We start from the raw sequence: 19,459 nt of genomic DNA, 5'->3' as shown, positions 1-19,459 counted from the left end.
ATAGCCGAGCGGCGGCTCGAAACAGAGGAAATGAAAATGGCGGAAGCAGAAGAGCAGATTCGAGACAAAGACACCGAGTTCCGGGAGATGATTACCCGTCGCCGCCGGCGGCTGGTCGGCAACGACTGGTATGCGATCCGCGCTGCGCCGGGCACCCAGCGGATGGCCCGCCATGTCGAGGGCGCGCCGATCAGTCGCGTCGGAGAGAGCATAATCGAGCGCAATCTCCGCAACGCGGGCGTCAGCGTCTATATGCCGGCCTATTGGTACGAGAGCATTCACCACCGAACCCGGAAGGTCATCCAGCGCCGTCTTCCGCTGCTGGTCGGCTATGCGTTCGTGAACCTCGAAAACCTGGCCTTCGAGAAGGTGCGCGACGTCGACGGCGTGGTGTGCTTCCTCCGGTCCGAACTCGGTCCGATCAGGTTCAGCGGAGACGATCTTTCCATAATCGCCGCCGAAGAGCTATCGCGCCGGCAGGAATTTCGCCGCGAGCGCATCACCCGAATCCAAACCGAGACGGCCGGCCAGGTGATGCAACTGCGCGGCAATCTCCGCAAGATCTTGCCAAAGGGCAGGGGCAACCGGATCAACCTCAAGGATCAAGCGTTGATCGCCATCAAGGGCATGAAATCGGACATGCAGAGCAAAGTCATGGGAATGCTGCTCCAATTGGAGCAGTTGGAGGCATATGAGGGGCTTGAAACCATAGATCGTGTTGCGTAATATCACGCCCAAGGTGATTTGGGCTGTTCTGATCGCGGACCTCTCTAAGAGGGAATACTCGCCGGGCCCCGGATTGGTTATCACCGCCAATCGCACAAAAAGAACGCTGCCAGAAATTTCCGATGCCAGTGCTCGCCGGTTCTTACTCCGGAGGCAAGGCCGAGGCTGCCAGGCGCAGAGTTGCCTTGATGCCGGCAGGCAGAAAGCTCGTGTCCTGGCGTGCTGCCGCGATGCGGATAAGGGCCATGGCCGCCGCCGTTTCATGTAGCGGGCGGAATGTCACTTTGCCGGCCTCGATGTCCTGATAGGTGCGAAACGGCACCTGCATTTGCGCCGCCATTTCTGCCTGCGTAACGCCGGCCATCTTGCGGTAGTCTGCTACGGTGAGCGTCATTGAAGGGTTCTCCAAGGTTTGCTATATCTTGGGGAACCGGAGAGGTGGCTAGACCCCTCCGGCCCCCAGTTACCGGCTAATGGAGATTGTCAGTCTCCACTTGCCAAACCGGACTTGGATGCTGAGCTTGACGCTCATGGGTGCCTCCAGTCCTCCCGAAGCGGGATTGCTTCGGTAAGATTGTTATGCACGAAAACCGTGCCAAGTGCAATAGGAAAAGCACGAAAACCGTGTTTATTTTAAGCCGTCCGGAGCGATTCGGGCGGCTTTCCAATGCAGCCCGCCCGGTTCGCCGAGGCGGGTGTAAAGATGAATGGCAAGTTCAGATAACGTTCATCCCCATAAGAGCATGGTCGCCCACATTGGAAATCGAAAGGCGTAACCATGAATAGTTTTTCTCGCGTCCGTACTGCTGTAGTTGCAGTAGTCATTGCAGCATCGAGCTTCGGCATGGCCTCGGCCGCCCCGTTTGTCGGGCTGCATCCACAGGTGACGTCCGACGTGGAATTGGCCCAGTACCGTGAAGATCGCCGTCCTGACTGGCGTCGCGACCGGCACCACCGGGACCGCTACGAACGTCGTCACGATCGCCGCGGCTACTGGAACGGTCACCGCGGTTACCGGGACTACCGCAAGGGCTATCGTCGCCACAGCGACGGCTTCTATTATCCGCGTTCTGTGTTCCAGCTCTACATCCGCTAAGCGGTGTTAGCTTCCTTCGACAACCCCGTCAGAGATGGCGGGGTTTTTTCGTTCCCGAGTCCGGCGGTACCGGACCAATGCCAAACAATCCGGCCCGCTGCGCGTTTATCACATGATCGCTCACTCCGGCATTCGAGACGCCGGCGTCGCAGTGGTCACGGGTAATATGTGGCTAGGTCTGCTCGAATGGCTGGCACACACGACGATGGACGAGGCGAAGGTGAGGGGGAAGACGATTTTCGCCCAAGACTAGGCCTTGCACATCACCTGCAAGGCCATCTGGCTCGCCTGCCTCGTCTTGTTCGCAACGCTGTCGCGTGGTGCGTCTACCTCGCTCTCGTGGCGCTGACGTTCGGTTTGGCATCTCTGCCAGGGTGGTGGCCGAGATGAGCGGTAAGACTGAGCGCGGCATGCTGCTTGTCATTTGCGTGTGCGTTGTGCTCGCGATGATATGGATGTTCTGGCCTTAACCCGGCCCCATGCCGCCCAACGACATGATCGAAGGAGAGGGGCGCCCATGTCGAAGACCTATAGGGCACTCATCATCCTCGCCGTAGTTGTCGCGGTGGCTTCGTTCGCCGCGACCCTCGTCGGCTGTGTCACCTACCAGCCGCCAGGGCCGGATCTGTGGAGGGCGCTGTGATAATTCAGCGTGGGAAATGCGGGAGGCCTTGGCCGCTAACCCGGCCTCCCTTTCTTCTCTAGCGCTCCATGGCTAGGTCAATCCAGTTTGCGGCTTGCTCGACCGACTGCTTTACCGAGAAGGCGAAAGGGTGGCCACCGGAGTTCGGGACGGTTACCTGAATGTTCGTGTAAGGCGGGTTCGTATTGACGTTCACGATGGCGACGACGTTGGCGGGGTTGATATATACTTTCTCGCCTTCCGGAAAGACTAAGTCAAAGCCTACTAGTTTCATGCTGTCCTCTCAGGGTTAACCCATGCCAGTCAAAAAAATGCACGGCATGAGAAGTTCGCCCGCAACCGGAAATAAGGCAAGCCTGAATCATGCGCCCATTGCCTCCGGAGGACATCATCGAAGACACTGGCATTCGCTTCGAGCCGGCGCACGAACTAATCGAGTGGGCTCGATCGTCCTTCATCGATGAGATCGCCGACCTCCTGAATGAGGATCATGCTCATCTTCGCTTCGCATCGATCGGCGCCCTCTGGACAAACGTCCCCAATGGCAGGGCTGGCCGCAGGATCATCGGTCAATGCGAGATGGGTTTACCGCCGGCCGGCAAGTGGTCGCGGGCCAGGATCGAATTGCAGCTGCAGCAGTGGTTCGGCGCGGTGCCCGATTTCCTACTGACCTTCGATGCCCATTATGCGTCCGTATGCTCAGATGCCGAGTTCTGCGCCCTCGTCGAGCATGAGCTCTACCACGCAGGACAAGAGCGCGATCTATTCGGCGCCCCGAAGTTCCGCCGCGATGGCAGTCCAGCATTCGGCCTAAGGGGACACGACGTCGAGGAGTTCGTCGGCGTCGTCCGCCGCTATGGGGCTGATGCCGCTGGTGTCCGCGCCCTCGTCGATGCGGCAAACCGGCCACCAGAGATATCCAAGGCCAGCATCGGCCATGTGTGTGGGACATGCCAGTTGCGTGTCGCTTAAATCTTTGGCATCAGCCGCCTTGAAAGCGAAACGATAGTGTTCGATGCGCTCTGAAAACTATCAGGTCGAACGCGGTAGATCATCCCTGATTGGCATGAGGCCCTTTCGACTTGGCTTTCGCCAAGAGCTGTAGCCATGTTGAGAATAGCCTCTTCCAGCTTTTCGCGCTGCGACAAGCGCCGGTTTTCTCGGGTACCGGAGAAGACGCCAAAATCAGCCACGGCTTGAACGAATATTGCAGCCAAACGGCACCTCCTAACGTTTGACCGGAATTTGACGCACTAATGGCTAAAGCAAAGCTAACAGATGAGGTTAAAACCTACATCGTGCAGGCGCTGGCGTGTTTTGACAGCCCGTCGATAGTCGCCTCCGCAGTCAAGAAGGAGTTCGGCGTCGAGGTAAGCCGCCAATTGGTGGAGAGCCACGATCCAAACAAGAAGGCAGCTTCTGGCCTGGCTCCCAAATGGAGAGTGATCTTCGAGGAAACCCGCAAGACGTTCCTCGAAGACACGGCCACGATCGCCATCAGCCACCGGGCCGTTCGTCTCCGAGCTCTTCAACGCATGGCCGACAAGGCTGAGACGCAAGGCAACATGGTGCTGGCATCCTCGCTGCTCAAGCAGGCGGCGGAAGAGGTCGGCGGCAGCTACACCAATCGGCGCGAGCTGACAGGTAAGGACGGAAAGGACTTGCCGGTACCAGTCTCGCCGGTGACGATCTTCCAGTTGCCCGACAATGGCAGGAGTTGAGGCGGGCGCGGCAGCCCAGACAATCATCCGGCCGCAGCCGGGGCCACAGACGACATTCCTATCCTCGCCGGCCGATATCGCCATCTATGGCGGTGCAGCTGGCGGCGGCAAGACCTGGGCGCTCCTCATGGAGCCGCTGCGGCATGTAAGTAATCCAGCCTTCGGCGCGGTATTCTTCCGGCGCAACCTGACACAGGTCAGAAACGAAGGCGGTCTCTGGGACGAAAGCGAAAAACTCTATCCGCACCTGAGCGCGTCACCGCGATCGGCGCCGGACCTGAGCTGGACGTTCCCGTCAGGGGCGGGCGTCTCGTTTGCTCACCTTGAACACGAGAAGACGATCTACAACTGGCAGGGATCTCAGATCCCGCTGATCTGCTTCGACGAGCTGACGCATTTCAGCGCAAAGCAGTTCTGGTACATGCTTAGCCGAAACCGCTCCATGTGCGGCGTTCGGCCATATGTTCGGGCAACCTGCAATCCTGATGCGGATAGCTGGGTTGCCGAATTCATATCCTGGTGGATTGATCCGGAGACCGGGTTTGCCATTCAGGAGCGCGCCGGCGTCCTTCGCTGGTTCATCCGCATCGGTGACACGATCATATGGGCGAGCAGCCCGCGGGAGCTTGAGCATCACGTCAATCCGCTGACCGGCGAGCCTATCCCGCCGAAGTCGGTAACGTTCATCCCGGCCAAGCTCAGCGACAACGCTATGCTGATGGCGGCCGATCCCGGCTATCTCGCCAACCTGATGGCACAGCCGACCGTCGAGCGGGAACGCCTGCTCGGCGGCAACTGGAAGATCCGGCCCGCTGCTGGTCTGCTGTTTCAGCGTGGTTGGTGCCAGGTCGTCGATGCGGTACCCGCCGGTGTCCGGTGGATGCGCGGCTGGGACTTGGCGTCCACGCCGAAGACCGAAGGGAACGATCCAGACGCCACGGCAGGCACGAAGATCGGCAAGCTTCCGGATGGGCGCTACATCGTCGGTCATCATGTGTCGGGCTTCCTGTCGCCATCCGGCGTCGAGCGGCTGATCAAGAACACGGCCGACGCCGACGGGATCGAAACGCAGATATCGCTACCTCAGGATCCGGGGCAGGCGGGTAAATCGCAGGTCACCAACCTGACGAAGATGCTCACGGGCTTCAATGTGAGGGCTACACCGGAATCGGGCGACAAGATCACGCGGTTCAGCCCGTTCTCGGCGCAGGCGGAAGCGGGCAACGTCCTGGTCCTTCGTGGGCCATGGAACGAAGCATGGTTTAGCTCCCTGGAAGGCTTCCCGGAAGCGAAGCACGACGACGACGCGGACAGCACGAGCCGCGCCTTCAATGCGCTCCTGAGCGCAAGCACGTTCACGCTGGCGAACATCTAAGGAACAAGAATGTCCAACGTCATTGCATTCGTGCGCGACAGCTTGACCAGCCTTGTCTCCAGGATGGGCACGGACCGCGATAAGGCGGCAACCACGTTCTATGCTCACACCGTCATGCCGGATGAGCAGCTGATTGCAGCCTACAGCACGGCATGGCTGCCGCGGAAGATCGTCGATATCCCGGCGCTCGATGCATGCCGCAAGTGGCGCGACTGGCAGGCGAAGAAGCCTCAGATCGAGGCGATCGAGGAAGAGGAGAGGCGCCTCAACGTCAAGGGTCGCATCCTCGAAGCCGCCAAGAAAGGACGGCTGTTCGGCGGCGCTGCGGTCTATATCGGGACCAGCGATGCTGATCCGATGCAGCCACTTGACGTAGAACGCATCGGCAAGGGCGGCATTCGCTATCTGAACGTCATGACGCGCCGGCAGTTGTCGGCAGGCGAGATCGACCGTAACCCGGAATCGGAGTGGTACGGGCAGCCCAGCTTTTACAAATTGAGCGGCGCCAACGGACTGCAGGTCGATATCCACCCGTCGCGCTTGGTGCGCTTCACTGGCGCCATGCCAGCGGACGACGAAATCACCGGCAATCCATGGCAGGGCTGGGGCGACAGCGTCCTGCAAGCTACACTCAATGCCATCAAGAACGCTGACAGCACGGCGGGCAACATCGCTTCCCTTGTGTTCGAGGCGAAGATCGACATCATCCGCATCCCCGACTTCATGGCGAGCCTCAGCAACGAGACGTACCGTTCGAAGATCCTTGAGCGCTACACCCTCGCCAACATGTCGAAGGGGATCAACGGCACGCTGCTCCTCGACAAGGAAGAGGAATACGAGAGCAAGAGCGCGGCGCTCGGCGGCCTCACCGATATCCTCATGGCTTTCATGCAGATCGTCTCGGGTGCCGCCGACATCCCGGTCACTCGCCTGCTCGGCCAGTCGCCGGCCGGCATGAACTCGACCGGCACCAGCGACATGAAGAACTATCATGACCGCATCCAGTCGATGCAGGAACTGGAGTTTCAGCCGGCGATGCGCCGCCTGGATGAGTGCATTGAGCGATCGGCCGACGTGAAAGATCCGGACGTCCACTATCGATGGGCTCCGCTCGAGCAGATGAGCGAGAAGGAGCGGGCCGACATCTTCAAGACCACGGCCGACGCCGCGCGCCAGCTCGTCGGCACCGGAACGGGGCAGGAGATCATCACCCGCGAGGCCATTTCGAAGGCGCTGACCAACCGCTTGGTCGAGGATGGCGTTCTGCCGGGTCTTGACGCCGCGATTGAAGAATACGGCACCATCGAGGAGCAAGAGCCGTCGGAAGAGGAGGTCACAGCCGCAGCCGCAGCGACAGAGCAGCCACAGAGAGGTGCACCAGTCGGTGACGCCAGCTTTTGTGGACGCGAAGAAGCGAAAGGCAAGGGGCGGAGCAGGAAGGCGATTTGATCCGTCCAAGCACCCGCGGGGCGGCAATGGGCAGTTTGTCAGCACCGGCGCGCTTCTAAGAGAAGCTGCGGGGAAGGCTGGCCAGAACACTGTCAATCATGTCGTGTTCGCCTCGGTGCGAAGGCCTGCTGAATTGTCGAAGCTGGTCGGCGAGGAAGTCCGAGGCTTCAAACATGCCGCTAGCAACCAGGCGATGGCACACGTCATCAGCCAGCACGGAAATGCCAAGATCGAAAAAGCCAGAGGCCAGAAGGCAATCGGGGCGGATGATTTCGCCAAACTGCCCGCGATTGTAAGGGCGGGAACATATCATCCCGTCAAGCAACGCGCCTTCGGGCCTCTGCGCGTCGAGATAGTCTCTCGCGTCGATGGCGACGAATATCACTACATCGCGGAAATCCGACGCAAGAAGCGCAGGCTCGATCTGGTGACAATGTGGAAAAGGTGAGTTGCCGCCCTGCTCAATGCACCTGCAAGCAGTCCAGAGCTTAAACGTCCGAAACGATGGGCGGCTGAACGAAATATAAGCGAAATCGGCGCGTCTATCAAGACTGGAGGCCACCTACTCTCAAACAAGTCCGATGCGATCAAGTGACATCTCAACTTCGTAAGCAATCTGCCTGGCCGTCGTGAGCTCAGCATCTTCCATCGGGTATTCAGCCCCATTTTCCCCTTGAAAGTACCAGCCAGCTCCACCCTTCATCAATTTATAGGCCTCATCCGAGAGATCTGGATCGTAGTGTGACCCGCCGTCCTGATCTCTGATCGTGCGCAGCAGAACAGATCTAGTAAGTTTAAGTTCGCCATCCTCGTAAACGGATTCATTCCACCATTCATCGAACTGAATGAAGCGGGCGCGTGAAGGCATTTGCCCCAACAGAGGTTGATAATGGACGCCAGCACCCCACTGCATGACTAGGAGCGGCGACCACGCAATCAAATTTCCAGGCGGATTTGGCTGGGAGGTCGACAGCAGCAACATGTCCTCTTTCAGGCCCAGCTGATTTAGGAGGCTTTGGGTCCGGCCTTTGTCATGAAACAGATTGATGATCGCGGTTGCTAGCCGCCGTGCCTCCCATTTCTCCCCACTATCGAAACTAGTACATGATGCGCGGATAGCCCGGCGTTGCTCAGAAACGGCTTTCCTAAGATCTTCGATCGTCCTCGGCATAGGTCTTCTCCTTATCGCCTTCTGGAGCGATCCATAATGCAATTCAAAAATTCTGCAACCAACGCTGGAAGCGCGATGGCAAGTGGTGACGCCAGTTACGCCTCGTCATGATCGGCCTCTTCCTCGGCTTCCAAATCTGGGACAGGCTCCTCGGCCTCATCGCGGCCAAGGAACGCTAGCCTGGGATAGTGCCTTTGCAATTCGTCATAGACAGGTCCACGTCGCGCATACTTGAGCAGCCGGAAACGAATGATGATTTCATCGAAATCTTTGGCAAATCCATTCAGCGCATTACAGCCAGCGATTGCTGCTTCGAAACTTGTGAACTGGCTTCGGATTAAGTTCCCGAAGTCATCTTTCTCATCCGAGTTAAGATGTTTGTCTGCCCGAGTGCGATCAAATGCGCCGTATACCAGCCGATAATACGCTCCAAACGTACTCTCGTGCCGACTATGAATTCGTTCCGCGTAGATCTTAGCTAGAGTGTCGCGCGTGACTTCTCGTCCCGCTGACTGCTCTCGGCGAATCCAAAATGCCATTTCTTGGTGAGCAGCACGAAATGCCTGATGCCCTGAATAAAGAGGGGGTTGGGTCCCGGGATTCATGAGCCTATAAGACTTCGAGTGGCGGAATAAAACTTGCTCTCTGCCCTCGCGGATCATCCTGAGGAGTTGGAAGAACGAGCTCTCAAAGCGCTGGCGGTGTTGATCCCGCTGGGCTGCATCAATCTGCTCTTGTTGCTTGGCAAGATCGTCTCTCTGCTGCTTCAGAGTAAAAAGAACGGCGACGAATGCGAGTGCAGAAAACAAAGCGTTAAGAGCGCCAAATGCATCGCCCCACTGACCAGCTGTCGCCGGATCTACCTCGATAAGCATCCTCTTCGCAAGAAGCGGGTGGAGCGCCCATACCAGCCACAAAAAGAACACTGCAGCACCAGCGCGCCACACGAATTTATCGCCCATCGTCGAATACCCCAAGCCTCTCGGATCTTCCTTATCATGAATTTCACTGACGCTGGAACGGCCGCGGCGCTGCGCCGGAAGGAAACCTGATGCTTGTCAAAACCGTCACTTCAGTCGTTGCGACTGACAGCGCCGGCAATCCCGTCGACGCAATACCCGTGCGCAATGCGGTGGCAGGCGAGACGGATGCTGCCGGCCGGCCGGTAACGCCGATCCCGGTTACTGAGGACCCTTTGGGCGTCCCGGTTCGGGTCGTCGTTGGCAAGGCAGCGCAGAATAGCGCGGGGCAGTGGGTGGATACGCTTCCGATCAGCGGCGGTGTTCCAGCCCCAACGCAACGCCAACTTATCGCGAGCTTTACATCCGTTCCCAATCTTGCCCCGATCACCATGAATTCCGGCGGCTCTTATACAGTTAACCAGATGCGTGTCGGCCACGATGTCGGCCGTGCCAACTGTCGCAATATCCGAATTCAGGACGTGCAGTTTCGCGTCAACCCGGGCGCCGGGACGGAACTATCAACCCCGGTGGCAACGAGCACCTGGCGACGGGCGCTTGAGATTGGCTCAACAACCTATGTCGCGACCTATGACGGTGGCGCAGCAACGAAAGACCTTGTCGCTGGTGGCCTGATCGAGACGGATACGATCCCCACTGCGGTTGCTGCTGCCAATAGCCGGATATTTGTCAGAGGCGTTCGCACTGTCGTTGACCCGACGACCGGGCAGATTAACGGCGTCAACATGAACGCTCCTGCATCGCAGGGTTTTCGTACTGTTGGCGGCAACCAGATAGCCGGCAACGGGGCAATGAACAATTCAGGCTCGGGTGGCGGCAACGTTGTCTGGCCCTACCTGATCACCGGTATCCCGGATATCCCGATGGCTTGCGGCAAGGTCGTCGGCGACAGCATCGGCCAATATCTCAACGATACCAACACCTCCACGACCGGCGGCTTCATCAAGCGCGGCTTGCAGAACGTCAATGGCGAAGTCATCCCTTGGCAGTTCCAGGGCGTGGACGCCAACAAGATGCAGCTTCAGACACCGACACTGGCGCCGCTGCAGCAGCAGGGCCTTGAGTTGCTCACCTTCGTCATCATGCAGTGCATCACCAACGACATCAACGCCAACCACACACTCGCGCAGGTCAAGGCTGATTTCATAGAGATTGCCACAAGGGTCAAAACGACGATCGGCCCATATGGCCTTCCTGTACTGATGATCGGTCTCGCCTGCCTAAATCGTGGACCATTCACAGGCGCCCAGAACACCGTCAAGAACGATTACAACAACTGGCTCGGCGCCGGCGCTGATGGCTATTGCGACGTCTACATCGACCTCAGGCCTTACCAGGGCGACACGGCGCTCTATACCGACGGCATCCATCCACGCAGCGCCGATCATATCGCGATGGCAACACCGTTCGCTGCCGCCATGGCACCGATGCTCGACCCGTATTACCGGCCCCCAGGTTACGTCTCACTGGTTTAAGGGCGGCAGGAGATAACGCCATGCAATTCACCGATAAGCTGACGCTCGACGGAGCAATCCGTCGGACGGCGGATGGTTACGGCGTCGTTTCTGCCAAGGTCGCCCGTGGAGGCAATGTTCAGCTTTACCTCGGCTCCGAGGTCGGGATGAACGACAAGGCCACCGTGCGCGTCTATCGGCCCGAAAGCGAGGTGTTCAAGAAGGACGCCATCGCCAGCTATGCCGGCGTGCCGGTGACCATCAACCATCCGAAGAACGGCGTATCGGCCGATACCTGGAAGGATTTGGCCGTCGGCGAGGTCGGCGACGACGTGCTGCGCGATGGCGAGTTCGTCCGTGTCCCGATGATGCTGCGCGATGCCAAGGCCATCAAGGCGGTGGAAGACGGCAAGCGCGAGCTCTCCATGGGCTACAGCGCCGAGATCACTATCGCCGACGGCGTCACACCCACAGGCGAAACCTTCGATGCCATCATGTCGGATTTCAAGATGAACCACGTTGCGATCGTCGATCAGGCGCGCGGCGGGGCAGAGCTTCGCATCGGTGACGGTGCGGATAAGTGGGGCGCCAGTCCCGTCAACCTCCAGACAGCAGACGAAAGGACAAGCCCCATGGCTGACACTCTGCGTAAAATGCTGGTCGATGGCTTGCAGGTCGAAACGACCGATGCAGGCGCAGCGGCCATTGAAAAGCTGATGAAGGACCTTCAGTCCTCGGCGGCCAAGTTCTCCGACGCCGAAACCACGCACAAGGCAGCCATCGCCGCCAAGGACGAGGAAATCGGCACTCTCAAGGCCGAAAACCAGAAGCTGAAGGACGCGGCTCCCAAGCCGGCTGATCTCGACAAGCTGGTTGCCGATCGCGCCGCCCTGGTCACCACGATCAAGGCCATCGACAGCAAGATCGAAGTGTCCGGCGTCTCCGACAGCGATCTGCGCCGCGCCGCGGTCAAGGCCAAGCTCGGCGACGAGATGATCAAGGATGCCTCCGACGCGGAAATCACCGGCATGTTCAAGGCGATAGCCAAGGACGTGAAGACGGCCGATCCCTTCGCCCGCGTGGTGTCGGAAGGTCTGCACAACGTCGGCGATGCCGCGACCAAGGCGGAAGACGCTTGGGGCAAGAGCATCGACGACCTCAACGCCTGGCGCAAGGAGGCTTAAGTCATGCCTATTTCCTACAGCAACACACTCGCAGCCTATGCCGTCGGCCGTCGCGTCAACATGGAAGAGTGGAACACCGTCACTCGCTCCCTGGAAGGTGTCACGGCTCTCGGCTTCGGCCAGCCCGCGGTCGCAGGCACCGGGGCCCATACCTGCGTGCCTCTGTCGGCAACCGGTCAGAACATTCTTGGTGTCACCGAGGCTGATCCGACCCTGCCGCGCCCCGGCGACGGCTACGCCCAATATGACAACGTTCCGATTTGCGAAAGCGGCGTGATCGGTGTCCTGCTCGGCGCCAACGTGACGAAGGGCTCCCAAGCCCGCTTCGACATCACCAACAAGGTCTGGACCGGTGCAGCAGCATCGGGGACCGTCCTCACCATCCCCGGCGCTCAGTTCGATGAAGCCGGATCTTCGGGTGCAGTCGGCAAGCTTCGCTATCGCCGCCCTGTTCCGTCCGTCTCGGCATAAGGAGCGCAATCAATGTATGGAATCGGACACAACGGCGGCCCGATGATCGCGGACGCCACCCAGGCGCTCGCGTTCGTTACGGCGCAGGCCTACCGCATCAACCAGACGATCTACGAGACGCGTTATCCCGATTGGGATTTCTCTCGCCTGATCTATGTCGACACCCAGGGCGATCCTTGGGCACCAGGCATCATGACGTACCTCTCGGATATGAGCGGTGCGGCGAACTGGATCTCCGGCGCGGCGAAGGATATCCCCCTTGCCGACGTCAACCAGGATCAGCAGCTCAAGACCTTCCAGCTGGCAGCCATCGGCTATCAGTACAATATCTCGGAAGTGAACGCTGCGATCCGCGTTGGCGGCACTCTGCCTGACCGGCGCGCCCGGGCGGCACGTCTGGCCTATACCAAGTTCATGTACGACCTTACCCTCGTCGGGAGCGCCGAAAAGGGCTATGGCGGCCTGATAAACTACCCGAATGTCATTACCGCGGCCGTCCCCGCCGATGGAACGGGCTCTGTAACCTTCTGGGTCAACTCTGCCGGCGTCGGCCTCAAAACCCCGGCCCAGATCGTCCGTGACATCAATATCGGTCTGCAGGGCATCAACCTTGCTACCTACCAGGTCGAGCTTGCCGACAGCATCTTCCTGCCTGTCGAGGCCTACAACTACATCGCCGCCACGCCCTACAGCGCGACGACGATGGAAACGATCCTCTCCTTCGTCCAGCGCACCAATATCTACACGCTGACGACTGGCCGTCCGCTCACGATCCGCACGGTTCGCGAACTGGGCACTGCTGCCACCACCGGCGGCGTCACCGGCACCGGCCGTATGGTCGTCTACAAAAACGATCAGGAGTTCGTGAAGCTGCATCTTCCGATGCCGCATCGCTTCTTGCCGGTCTACCAGGACGGCCCGCTGAATTGGCAGGTGCCGGGCATCTTCCGGACAGGTGGCGTGGAAATGCTGACCACCACGGCCATTCGCTATCTCGACGGCATTTCTCAGCCGCCGGCATAAGACAGCCTACCAAGGCGAAGCGGGCGGCATTCGTGCCGCTCGCAACTCTCAATCGCGAGGAATTGCATATGGTCACCGTAAAGAACCTCACTGCCAGCCCCTACGATCTGGAAACCACAGCTGGGTTCGCCCGTTTGCCTGCGTTCGGCGAGGTCACCCGTCCGACGAAGGAAGAACCGGGAGAATTCACCGGCGACTATCTGCAAATTCTCGAAGCCAGCATGGCCGTGCAGGTCATGGATGCCCCGTCGAATCCTGACCCGATTGACCATGACGAAAACGGCAAGAAGGGCGGGTCGAAGCCATCCGAGGACAGCGATGAATTGACCAAGCTACGAGCGGATTATCTCGAGGTGATCGGGAAGCGGCCCTATCACGGCTGGGATGCCGATGAGCTTCAGGCCAAGATCGACGCGAAGTTGGCGGAGTAAGCCCCGTGGCTGGATATGGCACCAATGAGGCCGCTTCTGCTTATTGGGCAGCAGCTGGTTATGTCGTCCCGGAGGGATCGGACGCGGCTGCCATAACCGCCGCCCGTCAACGCGGATCCCTGGTTATCGATCGCTATGAGCGCTTCTTCTCGGGCACGCGCACCGGCGGATTTGCTCAAGAGCGTGCATGGCCGCGAACCGGTGCATCAACCTACTACGGCGAGGCCATTCCCTCTGACGTTGTCCCGGTGGCGATCGAGAATGCTTCATATGAGGCCGCATTCCTCGAACTGACCAATCCCGGCAGCCTGTCGCCGGTGGTGACCGGCTCCTCGACGGTGAAGCGCGAGAAGGTCGGGCAGCTTGAGGTGGAATACGCGGCCTCGTCGTCGACGGATTTCGCGGAAATCGTCGCTCTCGCTACGCCGGTCGTGACGGTCATTGAGGGGCTGCTCTGGCCGTTCCTCTGTCCGATCCTGCCGGGGATACTGGTGGTGTAGGCGGTCACCACAGGATTTTAATCGAAGCCGCGATCGCTAAGAAACAAAGGATCCAGAGCACAACCGGTCCAGATTGCCCTTTAAATTCAAAGCCCGCCACTTTGGCCTCAATTGGACCAGTAGTTTGGCGAAGGAAGACGACCAAAAATAGCGAAAAAGCTGCAGCAAATGGCAGACCAACTATTACGGGAAACCGATCGAGGAAGAAATTTCCTTCGGTCCACGGCGGCGCAAGATATTCAGTGTGGGGATCGCTATCTAAGTCCACATATTTCTCGCCCCAAAGCGCAAACAGCAAAGTTGACAGTCCAACCATCCCGATAAGGGACAGGAAGGCAAGCCAAGTCATCTTGAATCGTCGCCCTTGTGCTTCTTGGGTTTGGGCCATTAGCGATCGCCTCAGTGAGCTAGCCGTAAATGGAAACACAACTTCGAAGAGTTCGCAAGGATTGGAGATGCCTAGTCCCCTCTACGCGCGCCTGCAACAGACCGCAGAACGCCTCATCTCGAACTTCGGCCAAATCGGTACGATAGAGCGCATCACGCCTCCCGACCCTGTCACGGGCGGCGATCCGGTCGAAACCTCGTACACGGCCAAGCTCGTGCCGATGACGTACGATCAGCGGTATATCAACGGCACGGTCATCACCACGGCAGACCGCCAGATTTACATCTCATCGGTCGGCCTCGCGATCGTGCCCCACGTGGGTGACGTCGTGACGGCCGGCGGCGTGGACTATCACGTCATTGCCGCCGATCCGAACAACTACGACGGCGTGACCAACGTCGTCTTCATCGTGCAGGGAAGGATTTCGTCCTAGCCGCCGGGAACGGTAGTCATGTGGGGCTTGCATATGAGTGGCTTGGGCTCTGGTTGCTTTTTGCACCAGGTTACTAAGTCGAATCCCCCCTTCGAATAGTCTGCCGTCGCCATATTCTTGAATGTAACCGTGATGGTATTGCCTCGGGTCGCATTGTTCGTAAGCGTGTTTGAAATAGAGAGCCCAGCTTTTCCGCCTGCACTCACCGGTAGCGCTTCAAGGGTCGCGCCTCCGGTAGCAGCGTTATCGGCCGTCGCAGCAACGTTGAACGTGACTGTTGCTTCATCGACGATCAGCCCGACCTTGGCGCGATTGGCTGTTCGCAGTTGCAGGTGATTTAGACTATCTGCGACATCGAATATGGCCTTTTCAAGCGTGATATCGGTAGGTTTCGCGACCTCATTTGGTGTCGTACAGCCGCTCAGACCTACGACGCCAAGATATAGGCACACGCGCGCATAGTTCCCTACCATTTTATCGCCCCCTCTTTCGGGTCGACTAAACCAACAGGCGAGTAGTAGGTCAATTAATACAATCTGATTAGGAGGGATTGCCCGATGACGAAAGTTCTCTTGCTCAAGACCTACAAGGCCCGCAAGCCGGGTGCGATACTCGACATCCCGCAGCGCGAGGCGGACTCTCTCGAAGCCCTCGGCCTCGGGCAGATCATCAAGGAAGAGGCTCCCGCTCAGAAGAAGTCCGGCAAGGGCGCTGACGCTGAATAATGGCCACCCTTCGCCAGCAACTCTCTGATCTGATCGACACGCTTTCCCCGAACATGGAGAAGGCCTTCCGTGAGGCGATCGACGACATCAAGTCCGAGATCGTGCTGAGAGAGGTCATTGTGCGTCTGGAGCGACGAGACATCGAAGGGGCGATCCAAGCCCTGCACATCGATCCCGCCGCATTCCGTCCGCTCTCTGAGGCCCTGAGACAGGCATACGATGCCGGCGGCCTGCGGACCTCGCAGAACATGCCCCGCTTGTTCGATCCACTGGGCACCCGCATCGTCTTCCGCTGGGACATGAGCAATCAGGGCGCAGAGGCAAACATCCGCAATCTGTCGTCGACGATGATCACCAACATCAGCGAGCAGACAGTTGCGGCGGCTCGGCAGACCATCGTCGAAGCCTATTCTCAGGGAGCCGGACCGAACAAGATCGCCCTCGATCTGGTGGGCCGGAAGTCGGCGACCACCGGCAAGCGCGAAGGCGGCATCATCGGCCTAAACGAGCCGCAGGCAGAGCTTATCGAGCGCGCTCGCATCAACCTGCTGTCGGGCGACCCGGCGCTTATGCGGAAGTATCTGACGCTCAAGACGCGCGACAAGCGCCTCGACAGGGCCGTGCAGCGAGCCATCGCCGCCGGCAAGCCGCTGGACAAGGAAACGCTCGATAAGGTGCTCATGCGCCTTAGAGACCGGAACCTGCGCCTGCGAGGCGAGACGATCGCCAGAACTGAGACCGTCACTGCGGTCATGTCGTCGAAGCATGAGGCCTTTCATCAGGCGCTGTCGAAGTCGGGCAGGGATGCCACGCTCGTTACTCGCAAGTGGCGATCGGCCGGCGACCGGAAGGTCCGCCACACGCACGAGGTCCTGAACGGTCAAGAGGTGAGGGGCATGGATCTCGCTTTCCATTCTCCGAGCGGCGCGCTGCTGCGTTATCCCGGCGACACGTCTCTCGGCGCCGGCGCTTCCGAGGTCGTCGGCTGCCGTTGCGACGTCGAGTATAATTTCGACTTTGCCGAAGCCTATGCCCGCTCGCGAGGCCACTGATGGCCACCGAGAACCTTTCGTTCGCAGCCCAGGTATCGGAATGGGCGAAGTCGGAGATGGAGCGAAGTGAGGCGGTTTTTCAGACCGCTGCGCAGGAAGTCGCCAACGAGGTTCGGACGCCTGTGGCTGAAGGCGGACGGATGCCGCTCAAGACCGGCAATCTTCGCCGCTCTTTGATGGCCTCGACGTCGGACATGCCAAGAATACAAGAGGGAAAGACGACCTTCTCGGATAGCGGGATCGAGATGATTATCGCCGGCGCCGAACTCGGCAGCTCGATCTACCTCGGCTTCCAGGCCGCCTATGCCGCCCGCATGAATTACGGCTTCGTCGGCACGGACTCGCTCGGCAGGACTTACAATCAGGTCGGATATGGCTTCGTCGACGCAGTCGCGCAGCGCTGGCCGCAGATCGTCGCCCAAGCTGAAACTAAGGTTCGCGGTCGGTTCGAAGCGGGTCCCGTCCCTCGGTCATGATGATCAGTGCCTTTTGAAGGACTTCCAGATTGGCGACCGCGGCGCTGAGCACCGAATGGGCATTCTGTGTGCGCACCGTCTTCTTGCTCAACAGCATCAGCGCCTGATGGATCAGGTCATAGACTTCCTCGTCGCTGAGCGGGTGATTATCGGCCATGGGCCAGAGGTAGCAGAATGGCCGATACGGTGGAAATGAAAATCTACCAGGCGCTGCTTGTCAGGTGCCAGGAGTTTACGCCGCCCGCAGGGGTTTCGATCGTCCTGCCTGGCGTGACGTTCACGCCGACGGCTCAAAGCAAGTTCGTCAGCGTCGAAGTCCACTTCAACCGCTCGATCGAGACGGACCTGTCGCTTGAGATGGACCCGATCAGGCAAGGCTTCATGCGCACCAACGTCATGTGGCCGAAAGGGTCGGCGATCGTCGATGGTTACAATCTCGCCGGCCAGCTTCGCGAGCATCTTCGCCGCGGCACGAAGCTCCTGCGGGTCGATACCCAAGTCCGCATCGATGAGGATCCGGAAATCGGCGTCCTCGTCACCGGCGAGACGCACCACAACATCCCCGTGACCACACGGTGGAATTGCCAACCTCAAGTTCCGGCCTGATTGGCCTGCCTCCATGCACCTTAGGCAAGTGCGCGATCAGACATAAAGGAAACCATCATGCCTCAGCTCTACCCTGTGGCGGGCGCGAAGATTCATATCGGCCCGGCCATCACTGTCGTCCCCGATGATGCCGACATCGATGCCACCGATTTCGCTTCGGTTTCCTTCACGGAAATCAAAGGCTGGCAGACGATGGGCGCTATCGGCGACGCCGCGACGCTCATCTCCGAGGACGTGATCTCATCCGGCCGGACACTGAAGGCCAAGGGCACTCGCAACGCCGGCTCGATGCAGAACAATTTCATCATCCTGCCCAACGATCCGGGCCAGATCGCAATGATCGCGGCCGAGAACACGGACTTCAACTATCCGTTCAAGATCGCCTTCGATGATGCTCCGCCGCCGAAGCTTTCTGTCGTCACGATGACGATCGCCAGCCCCGGCGTCATCTCGTGGACAGCGCACGGTCTTGCTGCGGGTACTGCAATCAAGTTCAGCACCACCGGCGCGCTCCCGACGGGCCTCACCGCGGGCACAACTTACTATGTCGTCAACCCGACGACCGACGCATTCAGCGTCGCCGCGACACCCGGAGGCTCGGCCATCGCGGCGACCGGCACGCAGTCGGGCGTTCACACCGCCACGACCGTCCCTTCCGGGACCGTCAAATACTTTTATGCCATCGTCATGACGGCGCAGGAGAACGGCGGCGGCGCGAATACGGCACGCCTCCTGCAGGGGAATGTCGAAATCAATAGCCCGGTCATCACCGTGGCCCCGATCGGCGGTGCTTGATGGCGTCCGAAGACTTCGTCGACCTTTCCGGCCTCGAATCCCTCATCCAGTCGCAGGAGCAGGGCATCGAGGTCGATCTCCTCAACGAGCAGGGCAAGCCGATCGGCCTCAAGGTCGGCATTGTCGGCCCCGACAGCGATCGAATGCAGAAGGCGATGCGGGATGTCACCGCCGAGTTCGCCAAAGCTGCTGCCGACCGGTCCAGCCTCGAGCCGGCGGCCGACGACGGCGATGCCCGAATGATCGCCATCCTGGCGAAAGCAACGACGCACTGGACGCCAAATCCCAAGATCGGCGGCCAGGTCATCCCGTTCACGGAAGAGAACGTGCGGAACCTGTATTCCAAGTTCCGGATCATCCGTGAGCAGGTCGAGATAAAGGCGGTTCGCCGCAGCTCTTTTACCAAAGGCTGATCGAGAAGCTTTGCGGCCTCATCGTCGATCAGCATGAGGGAAGGAAAATCGCGGTACCGGTGGCAGGCGAGCAGGTCTGGTATTGGTTCCGCGAACTCGACTGCCAGCGCACCGGCAATGGCTTCGGAGCTAACGCCATTGGATTTCCGGCCATCGGAGAGTGGTCACGCCTTCGTGGCGTGGTGCTCCTCCAATGGCAGCTTGACGCGATCGTCGCCATGGATCTCAAGCGGCGCGAGGTGATGGCGCAGAAGGCCGTCGATAGGGACGCACCCGAGCAGAAGGTTTCGGAGCGCCCGCTCACCAGCAGGCTTTTCGATGCCATTTTTCCCACCAAACGGAAGTAG

30 protein-coding genes are annotated in these 19,459 nt (G+C 59.4%); 22 read left to right on the top strand and 8 right to left on the bottom strand.

The annotated features are described in order from the left end of the window. Window positions 1-36: 36 nt before the first annotated feature. Window positions 37-726 carry a transcription termination/antitermination NusG family protein gene (locus G9X67_RS14745; protein WP_246705405.1) on the top strand — a complete coding sequence of 230 codons (690 nt, stop codon included), beginning with the start codon at window positions 37-39 and terminating at the stop codon, window positions 724-726. A gap of 142 nt (window positions 727-868) precedes the next feature. On the opposite strand, the gene G9X67_RS14740 is transcribed toward G9X67_RS14745, so the two are convergent. Then, window positions 869-1,120: a helix-turn-helix transcriptional regulator gene (locus tag G9X67_RS14740; RefSeq protein WP_171598989.1), complete on the bottom strand. Its 252-nt coding sequence runs from the start codon at window positions 1,118-1,120 to the stop codon at window positions 869-871. A gap of 384 nt (window positions 1,121-1,504) precedes the next feature. Between G9X67_RS14740 and G9X67_RS35000 the strand changes: the two genes are divergently transcribed. Together G9X67_RS35000 and G9X67_RS35290 are read left to right on the top strand one after the other, a co-directional pair. Beyond that, entirely contained in the window at window positions 1,505-1,822 is a 318-nt protein-coding gene (locus tag G9X67_RS35000; RefSeq protein ID WP_246705404.1) for a hypothetical protein, read from the top strand. 517 nt (window positions 1,823-2,339) lie between these two features. After that, the gene (locus tag G9X67_RS35290; RefSeq protein ID WP_281412507.1) at window positions 2,340-2,465 is read left to right on the top strand and encodes a hypothetical protein; all 126 of its coding nucleotides are present in this window, start codon (window positions 2,340-2,342) and stop codon (window positions 2,463-2,465) included. A gap of 58 nt (window positions 2,466-2,523) precedes the next feature. Here G9X67_RS35290 and G9X67_RS14730 read toward each other — a convergent pair whose 3' ends face one another. Further along, complete coding sequence (locus G9X67_RS14730) at window positions 2,524-2,739, bottom strand: hypothetical protein (RefSeq protein WP_171598988.1); 216 nt, start codon at window positions 2,737-2,739, stop codon at window positions 2,524-2,526. An 89-nt stretch (window positions 2,740-2,828) separates the two neighbouring features. Between G9X67_RS14730 and G9X67_RS14725 the strand changes: the two genes are divergently transcribed. Further along, a complete protein-coding gene (locus G9X67_RS14725) occupies window positions 2,829-3,437 on the top strand; it encodes a putative metallopeptidase (RefSeq protein ID WP_171598987.1) in 609 nt (202 codons plus the stop codon). Here the strand turns inward: G9X67_RS14725 and G9X67_RS14720 are convergent. Then, entirely contained in the window at window positions 3,434-3,682 is a 249-nt protein-coding gene (locus G9X67_RS14720) for a hypothetical protein (RefSeq protein WP_171598986.1), read from the bottom strand. The two genes, G9X67_RS14725 and G9X67_RS14720, sit on opposite strands and share 4 nt — an antisense overlap. A 39-nt stretch (window positions 3,683-3,721) precedes the next feature. Between G9X67_RS14720 and G9X67_RS14715 the strand changes: the two genes are divergently transcribed. The 4 genes from G9X67_RS14715 to G9X67_RS35425 are packed head-to-tail and all read left to right on the top strand — an operon-like array spanning window position 3,722 to window position 7,458. Next, the gene (locus G9X67_RS14715; protein WP_171598985.1) at window positions 3,722-4,186 is read left to right on the top strand and encodes a DUF2280 domain-containing protein; all 465 of its coding nucleotides are present in this window, start codon (window positions 3,722-3,724) and stop codon (window positions 4,184-4,186) included. Then, the gene (gene terL, locus G9X67_RS14710; protein WP_171598984.1) at window positions 4,173-5,561 is read left to right on the top strand and encodes a phage terminase large subunit; all 1,389 of its coding nucleotides are present in this window, start codon (window positions 4,173-4,175) and stop codon (window positions 5,559-5,561) included. The genes G9X67_RS14715 and terL overlap by 14 nt, the downstream gene beginning before the upstream one ends. Window positions 5,562-5,570: 9 nt before the next feature. Continuing rightward, on the top strand, window positions 5,571-7,010 hold the full coding sequence (locus tag G9X67_RS14705) for a phage portal protein (RefSeq protein WP_246705402.1): 1,440 nt from the start codon (window positions 5,571-5,573) through the stop codon (window positions 7,008-7,010). Continuing rightward, window positions 6,946-7,458 carry a hypothetical protein gene (locus tag G9X67_RS35425; RefSeq protein WP_171598983.1) on the top strand — a complete coding sequence of 171 codons (513 nt, stop codon included), beginning with the start codon at window positions 6,946-6,948 and terminating at the stop codon, window positions 7,456-7,458. Before G9X67_RS14705 ends, G9X67_RS35425 begins: the two co-directional genes overlap by 65 nt. A 120-nt stretch (window positions 7,459-7,578) precedes the next feature. On the opposite strand, the gene G9X67_RS14695 is transcribed toward G9X67_RS35425, so the two are convergent. Then, window positions 7,579-8,181 carry a hypothetical protein gene (locus G9X67_RS14695; protein WP_171598982.1) on the bottom strand — a complete coding sequence of 201 codons (603 nt, stop codon included), beginning with the start codon at window positions 8,179-8,181 and terminating at the stop codon, window positions 7,579-7,581. A 95-nt stretch (window positions 8,182-8,276) separates the two neighbouring features. Next, on the bottom strand, window positions 8,277-9,143 hold the full coding sequence (locus tag G9X67_RS14690) for a putative phage abortive infection protein (protein ID WP_171598981.1): 867 nt from the start codon (window positions 9,141-9,143) through the stop codon (window positions 8,277-8,279). 89 nt (window positions 9,144-9,232) lie between these two features. Here G9X67_RS14690 and G9X67_RS34730 point away from each other — a divergent pair, with 89 nt between their 5' ends. From G9X67_RS34730 to G9X67_RS14660, 6 genes are all read left to right on the top strand, one after another. Continuing rightward, window positions 9,233-10,636, top strand: coding sequence for a hypothetical protein (locus G9X67_RS34730; RefSeq protein WP_210258856.1), 1,404 nt, complete (start codon window positions 9,233-9,235; stop codon window positions 10,634-10,636). Between the two features lie 20 nt (window positions 10,637-10,656). Next, the gene (locus G9X67_RS14680; protein WP_171598980.1) at window positions 10,657-11,799 is read left to right on the top strand and encodes a DUF2213 domain-containing protein; all 1,143 of its coding nucleotides are present in this window, start codon (window positions 10,657-10,659) and stop codon (window positions 11,797-11,799) included. A 3-nt stretch (window positions 11,800-11,802) separates the two neighbouring features. After that, a complete protein-coding gene (locus tag G9X67_RS14675) occupies window positions 11,803-12,270 on the top strand; it encodes a hypothetical protein (protein WP_171598979.1) in 468 nt (155 codons plus the stop codon). 12 nt (window positions 12,271-12,282) lie between these two features. Then, a complete protein-coding gene (locus G9X67_RS14670) occupies window positions 12,283-13,293 on the top strand; it encodes a DUF2184 domain-containing protein (protein WP_130679781.1) in 1,011 nt (336 codons plus the stop codon). 68 nt (window positions 13,294-13,361) lie between these two features. Next, window positions 13,362-13,724, top strand: a complete 363-nt coding sequence (locus G9X67_RS14665; protein WP_171598978.1) for a hypothetical protein — start codon at window positions 13,362-13,364, stop codon at window positions 13,722-13,724. A gap of 5 nt (window positions 13,725-13,729) precedes the next feature. Further along, window positions 13,730-14,224 carry a DnaT-like ssDNA-binding protein gene (locus tag G9X67_RS14660; RefSeq protein WP_171598977.1) on the top strand — a complete coding sequence of 165 codons (495 nt, stop codon included), beginning with the start codon at window positions 13,730-13,732 and terminating at the stop codon, window positions 14,222-14,224. Window positions 14,225-14,228: 4 nt separating this feature from the next. Here G9X67_RS14660 and G9X67_RS14655 read toward each other — a convergent pair whose 3' ends face one another. Next, complete coding sequence (locus tag G9X67_RS14655) at window positions 14,229-14,612, bottom strand: hypothetical protein (RefSeq protein ID WP_171598975.1); 384 nt, start codon at window positions 14,610-14,612, stop codon at window positions 14,229-14,231. 67 nt (window positions 14,613-14,679) lie between these two features. Here G9X67_RS14655 and G9X67_RS14650 point away from each other — a divergent pair, with 67 nt between their 5' ends. Next, complete coding sequence (locus tag G9X67_RS14650; protein WP_171598974.1) at window positions 14,680-15,045, top strand: hypothetical protein; 366 nt, start codon at window positions 14,680-14,682, stop codon at window positions 15,043-15,045. Here G9X67_RS14650 and G9X67_RS14645 read toward each other — a convergent pair. After that, the gene (locus G9X67_RS14645; RefSeq protein WP_171598972.1) at window positions 15,042-15,518 is read right to left on the bottom strand and encodes a hypothetical protein; all 477 of its coding nucleotides are present in this window, start codon (window positions 15,516-15,518) and stop codon (window positions 15,042-15,044) included. The two genes, G9X67_RS14650 and G9X67_RS14645, sit on opposite strands and share 4 nt — an antisense overlap. An 84-nt stretch (window positions 15,519-15,602) precedes the next feature. On the opposite strand from G9X67_RS14645, the gene G9X67_RS14640 reads away from it, so the two are divergent. Genes G9X67_RS14640 through G9X67_RS14630 form a run of 3 tightly spaced genes read left to right on the top strand, consistent with a single transcriptional unit; the run spans window position 15,603 to window position 17,298 of the window. Beyond that, a complete protein-coding gene (locus G9X67_RS14640) occupies window positions 15,603-15,770 on the top strand; it encodes a hypothetical protein (RefSeq protein WP_171598971.1) in 168 nt (55 codons plus the stop codon). Next, window positions 15,770-16,822 carry a phage minor head protein gene (locus tag G9X67_RS14635; RefSeq protein WP_171598970.1) on the top strand — a complete coding sequence of 351 codons (1,053 nt, stop codon included), beginning with the start codon at window positions 15,770-15,772 and terminating at the stop codon, window positions 16,820-16,822. Before G9X67_RS14640 ends, G9X67_RS14635 begins: the two co-directional genes overlap by 1 nt. Further along, complete coding sequence (locus G9X67_RS14630; RefSeq protein WP_171598969.1) at window positions 16,822-17,298, top strand: hypothetical protein; 477 nt, start codon at window positions 16,822-16,824, stop codon at window positions 17,296-17,298. Before G9X67_RS14635 ends, G9X67_RS14630 begins: the two co-directional genes overlap by 1 nt. Here G9X67_RS14630 and G9X67_RS14625 read toward each other — a convergent pair. Next, the gene (locus G9X67_RS14625; protein ID WP_171598968.1) at window positions 17,252-17,455 is read right to left on the bottom strand and encodes a hypothetical protein; all 204 of its coding nucleotides are present in this window, start codon (window positions 17,453-17,455) and stop codon (window positions 17,252-17,254) included. The two genes, G9X67_RS14630 and G9X67_RS14625, sit on opposite strands and share 47 nt — an antisense overlap. Window positions 17,456-17,472: 17 nt before the next feature. Here G9X67_RS14625 and G9X67_RS14620 point away from each other — a divergent pair, with 17 nt between their 5' ends. The 4 genes from G9X67_RS14620 to G9X67_RS14605 are packed head-to-tail and all read left to right on the top strand — an operon-like array spanning window position 17,473 to window position 19,459. Further along, window positions 17,473-17,904, top strand: a complete 432-nt coding sequence (locus G9X67_RS14620) for a phage tail terminator-like protein (protein ID WP_171598967.1) — start codon at window positions 17,473-17,475, stop codon at window positions 17,902-17,904. A gap of 57 nt (window positions 17,905-17,961) precedes the next feature. After that, window positions 17,962-18,699: a hypothetical protein gene (locus tag G9X67_RS14615; protein ID WP_171598966.1), complete on the top strand. Its 738-nt coding sequence runs from the start codon at window positions 17,962-17,964 to the stop codon at window positions 18,697-18,699. Beyond that, entirely contained in the window at window positions 18,699-19,112 is a 414-nt protein-coding gene (locus G9X67_RS14610; RefSeq protein ID WP_171598965.1) for a hypothetical protein, read from the top strand. The genes G9X67_RS14615 and G9X67_RS14610 overlap by 1 nt, the downstream gene beginning before the upstream one ends. 59 nt (window positions 19,113-19,171) lie before the next feature. After that, complete coding sequence (locus tag G9X67_RS14605) at window positions 19,172-19,459, top strand: hypothetical protein (protein ID WP_171598964.1); 288 nt, start codon at window positions 19,172-19,174, stop codon at window positions 19,457-19,459.

It is taken from the genome of Rhizobium sp. WYCCWR 11152 (genome assembly GCF_013087615.1).
Lineage (GTDB): Bacteria > Pseudomonadota > Alphaproteobacteria > Rhizobiales > Rhizobiaceae > Rhizobium > Rhizobium indicum.
Note: the sequence above shows the minus strand (reverse complement) of the source record. Positions and strands in the feature narration are given on the sequence as shown.

Coding starts and splice junctions, on each gene's coding strand:
- G9X67_RS14745 (WP_246705405.1), top strand. CDS start 37: ATGGCGGAAGCAGAAGAGCAGATTCGAGACAAAGACACCGAGTTCCGG.
- G9X67_RS14740 (WP_171598989.1), bottom strand. CDS start 1,120: ATGACGCTCACCGTAGCAGACTACCGCAAGATGGCCGGCGTTACGCAG.
- G9X67_RS35000 (WP_246705404.1), top strand. CDS start 1,505: ATGAATAGTTTTTCTCGCGTCCGTACTGCTGTAGTTGCAGTAGTCATT.
- G9X67_RS35290 (WP_281412507.1), top strand. CDS start 2,340: ATGTCGAAGACCTATAGGGCACTCATCATCCTCGCCGTAGTTGTCGCG.
- G9X67_RS14730 (WP_171598988.1), bottom strand. CDS start 2,739: ATGAAACTAGTAGGCTTTGACTTAGTCTTTCCGGAAGGCGAGAAAGTA.
- G9X67_RS14725 (WP_171598987.1), top strand. CDS start 2,829: ATGCGCCCATTGCCTCCGGAGGACATCATCGAAGACACTGGCATTCGC.
- G9X67_RS14715 (WP_171598985.1), top strand. CDS start 3,722: ATGGCTAAAGCAAAGCTAACAGATGAGGTTAAAACCTACATCGTGCAG.
- terL (WP_171598984.1), top strand. CDS start 4,173: ATGGCAGGAGTTGAGGCGGGCGCGGCAGCCCAGACAATCATCCGGCCG.
- G9X67_RS14705 (WP_246705402.1), top strand. CDS start 5,571: ATGTCCAACGTCATTGCATTCGTGCGCGACAGCTTGACCAGCCTTGTC.
- G9X67_RS14695 (WP_171598982.1), bottom strand. CDS start 8,181: ATGCCGAGGACGATCGAAGATCTTAGGAAAGCCGTTTCTGAGCAACGC.
- G9X67_RS14690 (WP_171598981.1), bottom strand. CDS start 9,143: ATGGGCGATAAATTCGTGTGGCGCGCTGGTGCTGCAGTGTTCTTTTTG.
- G9X67_RS34730 (WP_210258856.1), top strand. CDS start 9,233: ATGCTTGTCAAAACCGTCACTTCAGTCGTTGCGACTGACAGCGCCGGC.
- G9X67_RS14680 (WP_171598980.1), top strand. CDS start 10,657: ATGCAATTCACCGATAAGCTGACGCTCGACGGAGCAATCCGTCGGACG.
- G9X67_RS14675 (WP_171598979.1), top strand. CDS start 11,803: ATGCCTATTTCCTACAGCAACACACTCGCAGCCTATGCCGTCGGCCGT.
- G9X67_RS14670 (WP_130679781.1), top strand. CDS start 12,283: ATGTATGGAATCGGACACAACGGCGGCCCGATGATCGCGGACGCCACC.
- G9X67_RS14665 (WP_171598978.1), top strand. CDS start 13,362: ATGGTCACCGTAAAGAACCTCACTGCCAGCCCCTACGATCTGGAAACC.
- G9X67_RS14655 (WP_171598975.1), bottom strand. CDS start 14,612: ATGGCCCAAACCCAAGAAGCACAAGGGCGACGATTCAAGATGACTTGG.
- G9X67_RS14650 (WP_171598974.1), top strand. CDS start 14,680: ATGCCTAGTCCCCTCTACGCGCGCCTGCAACAGACCGCAGAACGCCTC.
- G9X67_RS14645 (WP_171598972.1), bottom strand. CDS start 15,518: ATGGTAGGGAACTATGCGCGCGTGTGCCTATATCTTGGCGTCGTAGGT.
- G9X67_RS14640 (WP_171598971.1), top strand. CDS start 15,603: ATGACGAAAGTTCTCTTGCTCAAGACCTACAAGGCCCGCAAGCCGGGT.
- G9X67_RS14635 (WP_171598970.1), top strand. CDS start 15,770: ATGGCCACCCTTCGCCAGCAACTCTCTGATCTGATCGACACGCTTTCC.
- G9X67_RS14630 (WP_171598969.1), top strand. CDS start 16,822: ATGGCCACCGAGAACCTTTCGTTCGCAGCCCAGGTATCGGAATGGGCG.
- G9X67_RS14625 (WP_171598968.1), bottom strand. CDS start 17,455: ATGGCCGATAATCACCCGCTCAGCGACGAGGAAGTCTATGACCTGATC.
- G9X67_RS14620 (WP_171598967.1), top strand. CDS start 17,473: ATGGCCGATACGGTGGAAATGAAAATCTACCAGGCGCTGCTTGTCAGG.
- G9X67_RS14615 (WP_171598966.1), top strand. CDS start 17,962: ATGCCTCAGCTCTACCCTGTGGCGGGCGCGAAGATTCATATCGGCCCG.
- G9X67_RS14610 (WP_171598965.1), top strand. CDS start 18,699: ATGGCGTCCGAAGACTTCGTCGACCTTTCCGGCCTCGAATCCCTCATC.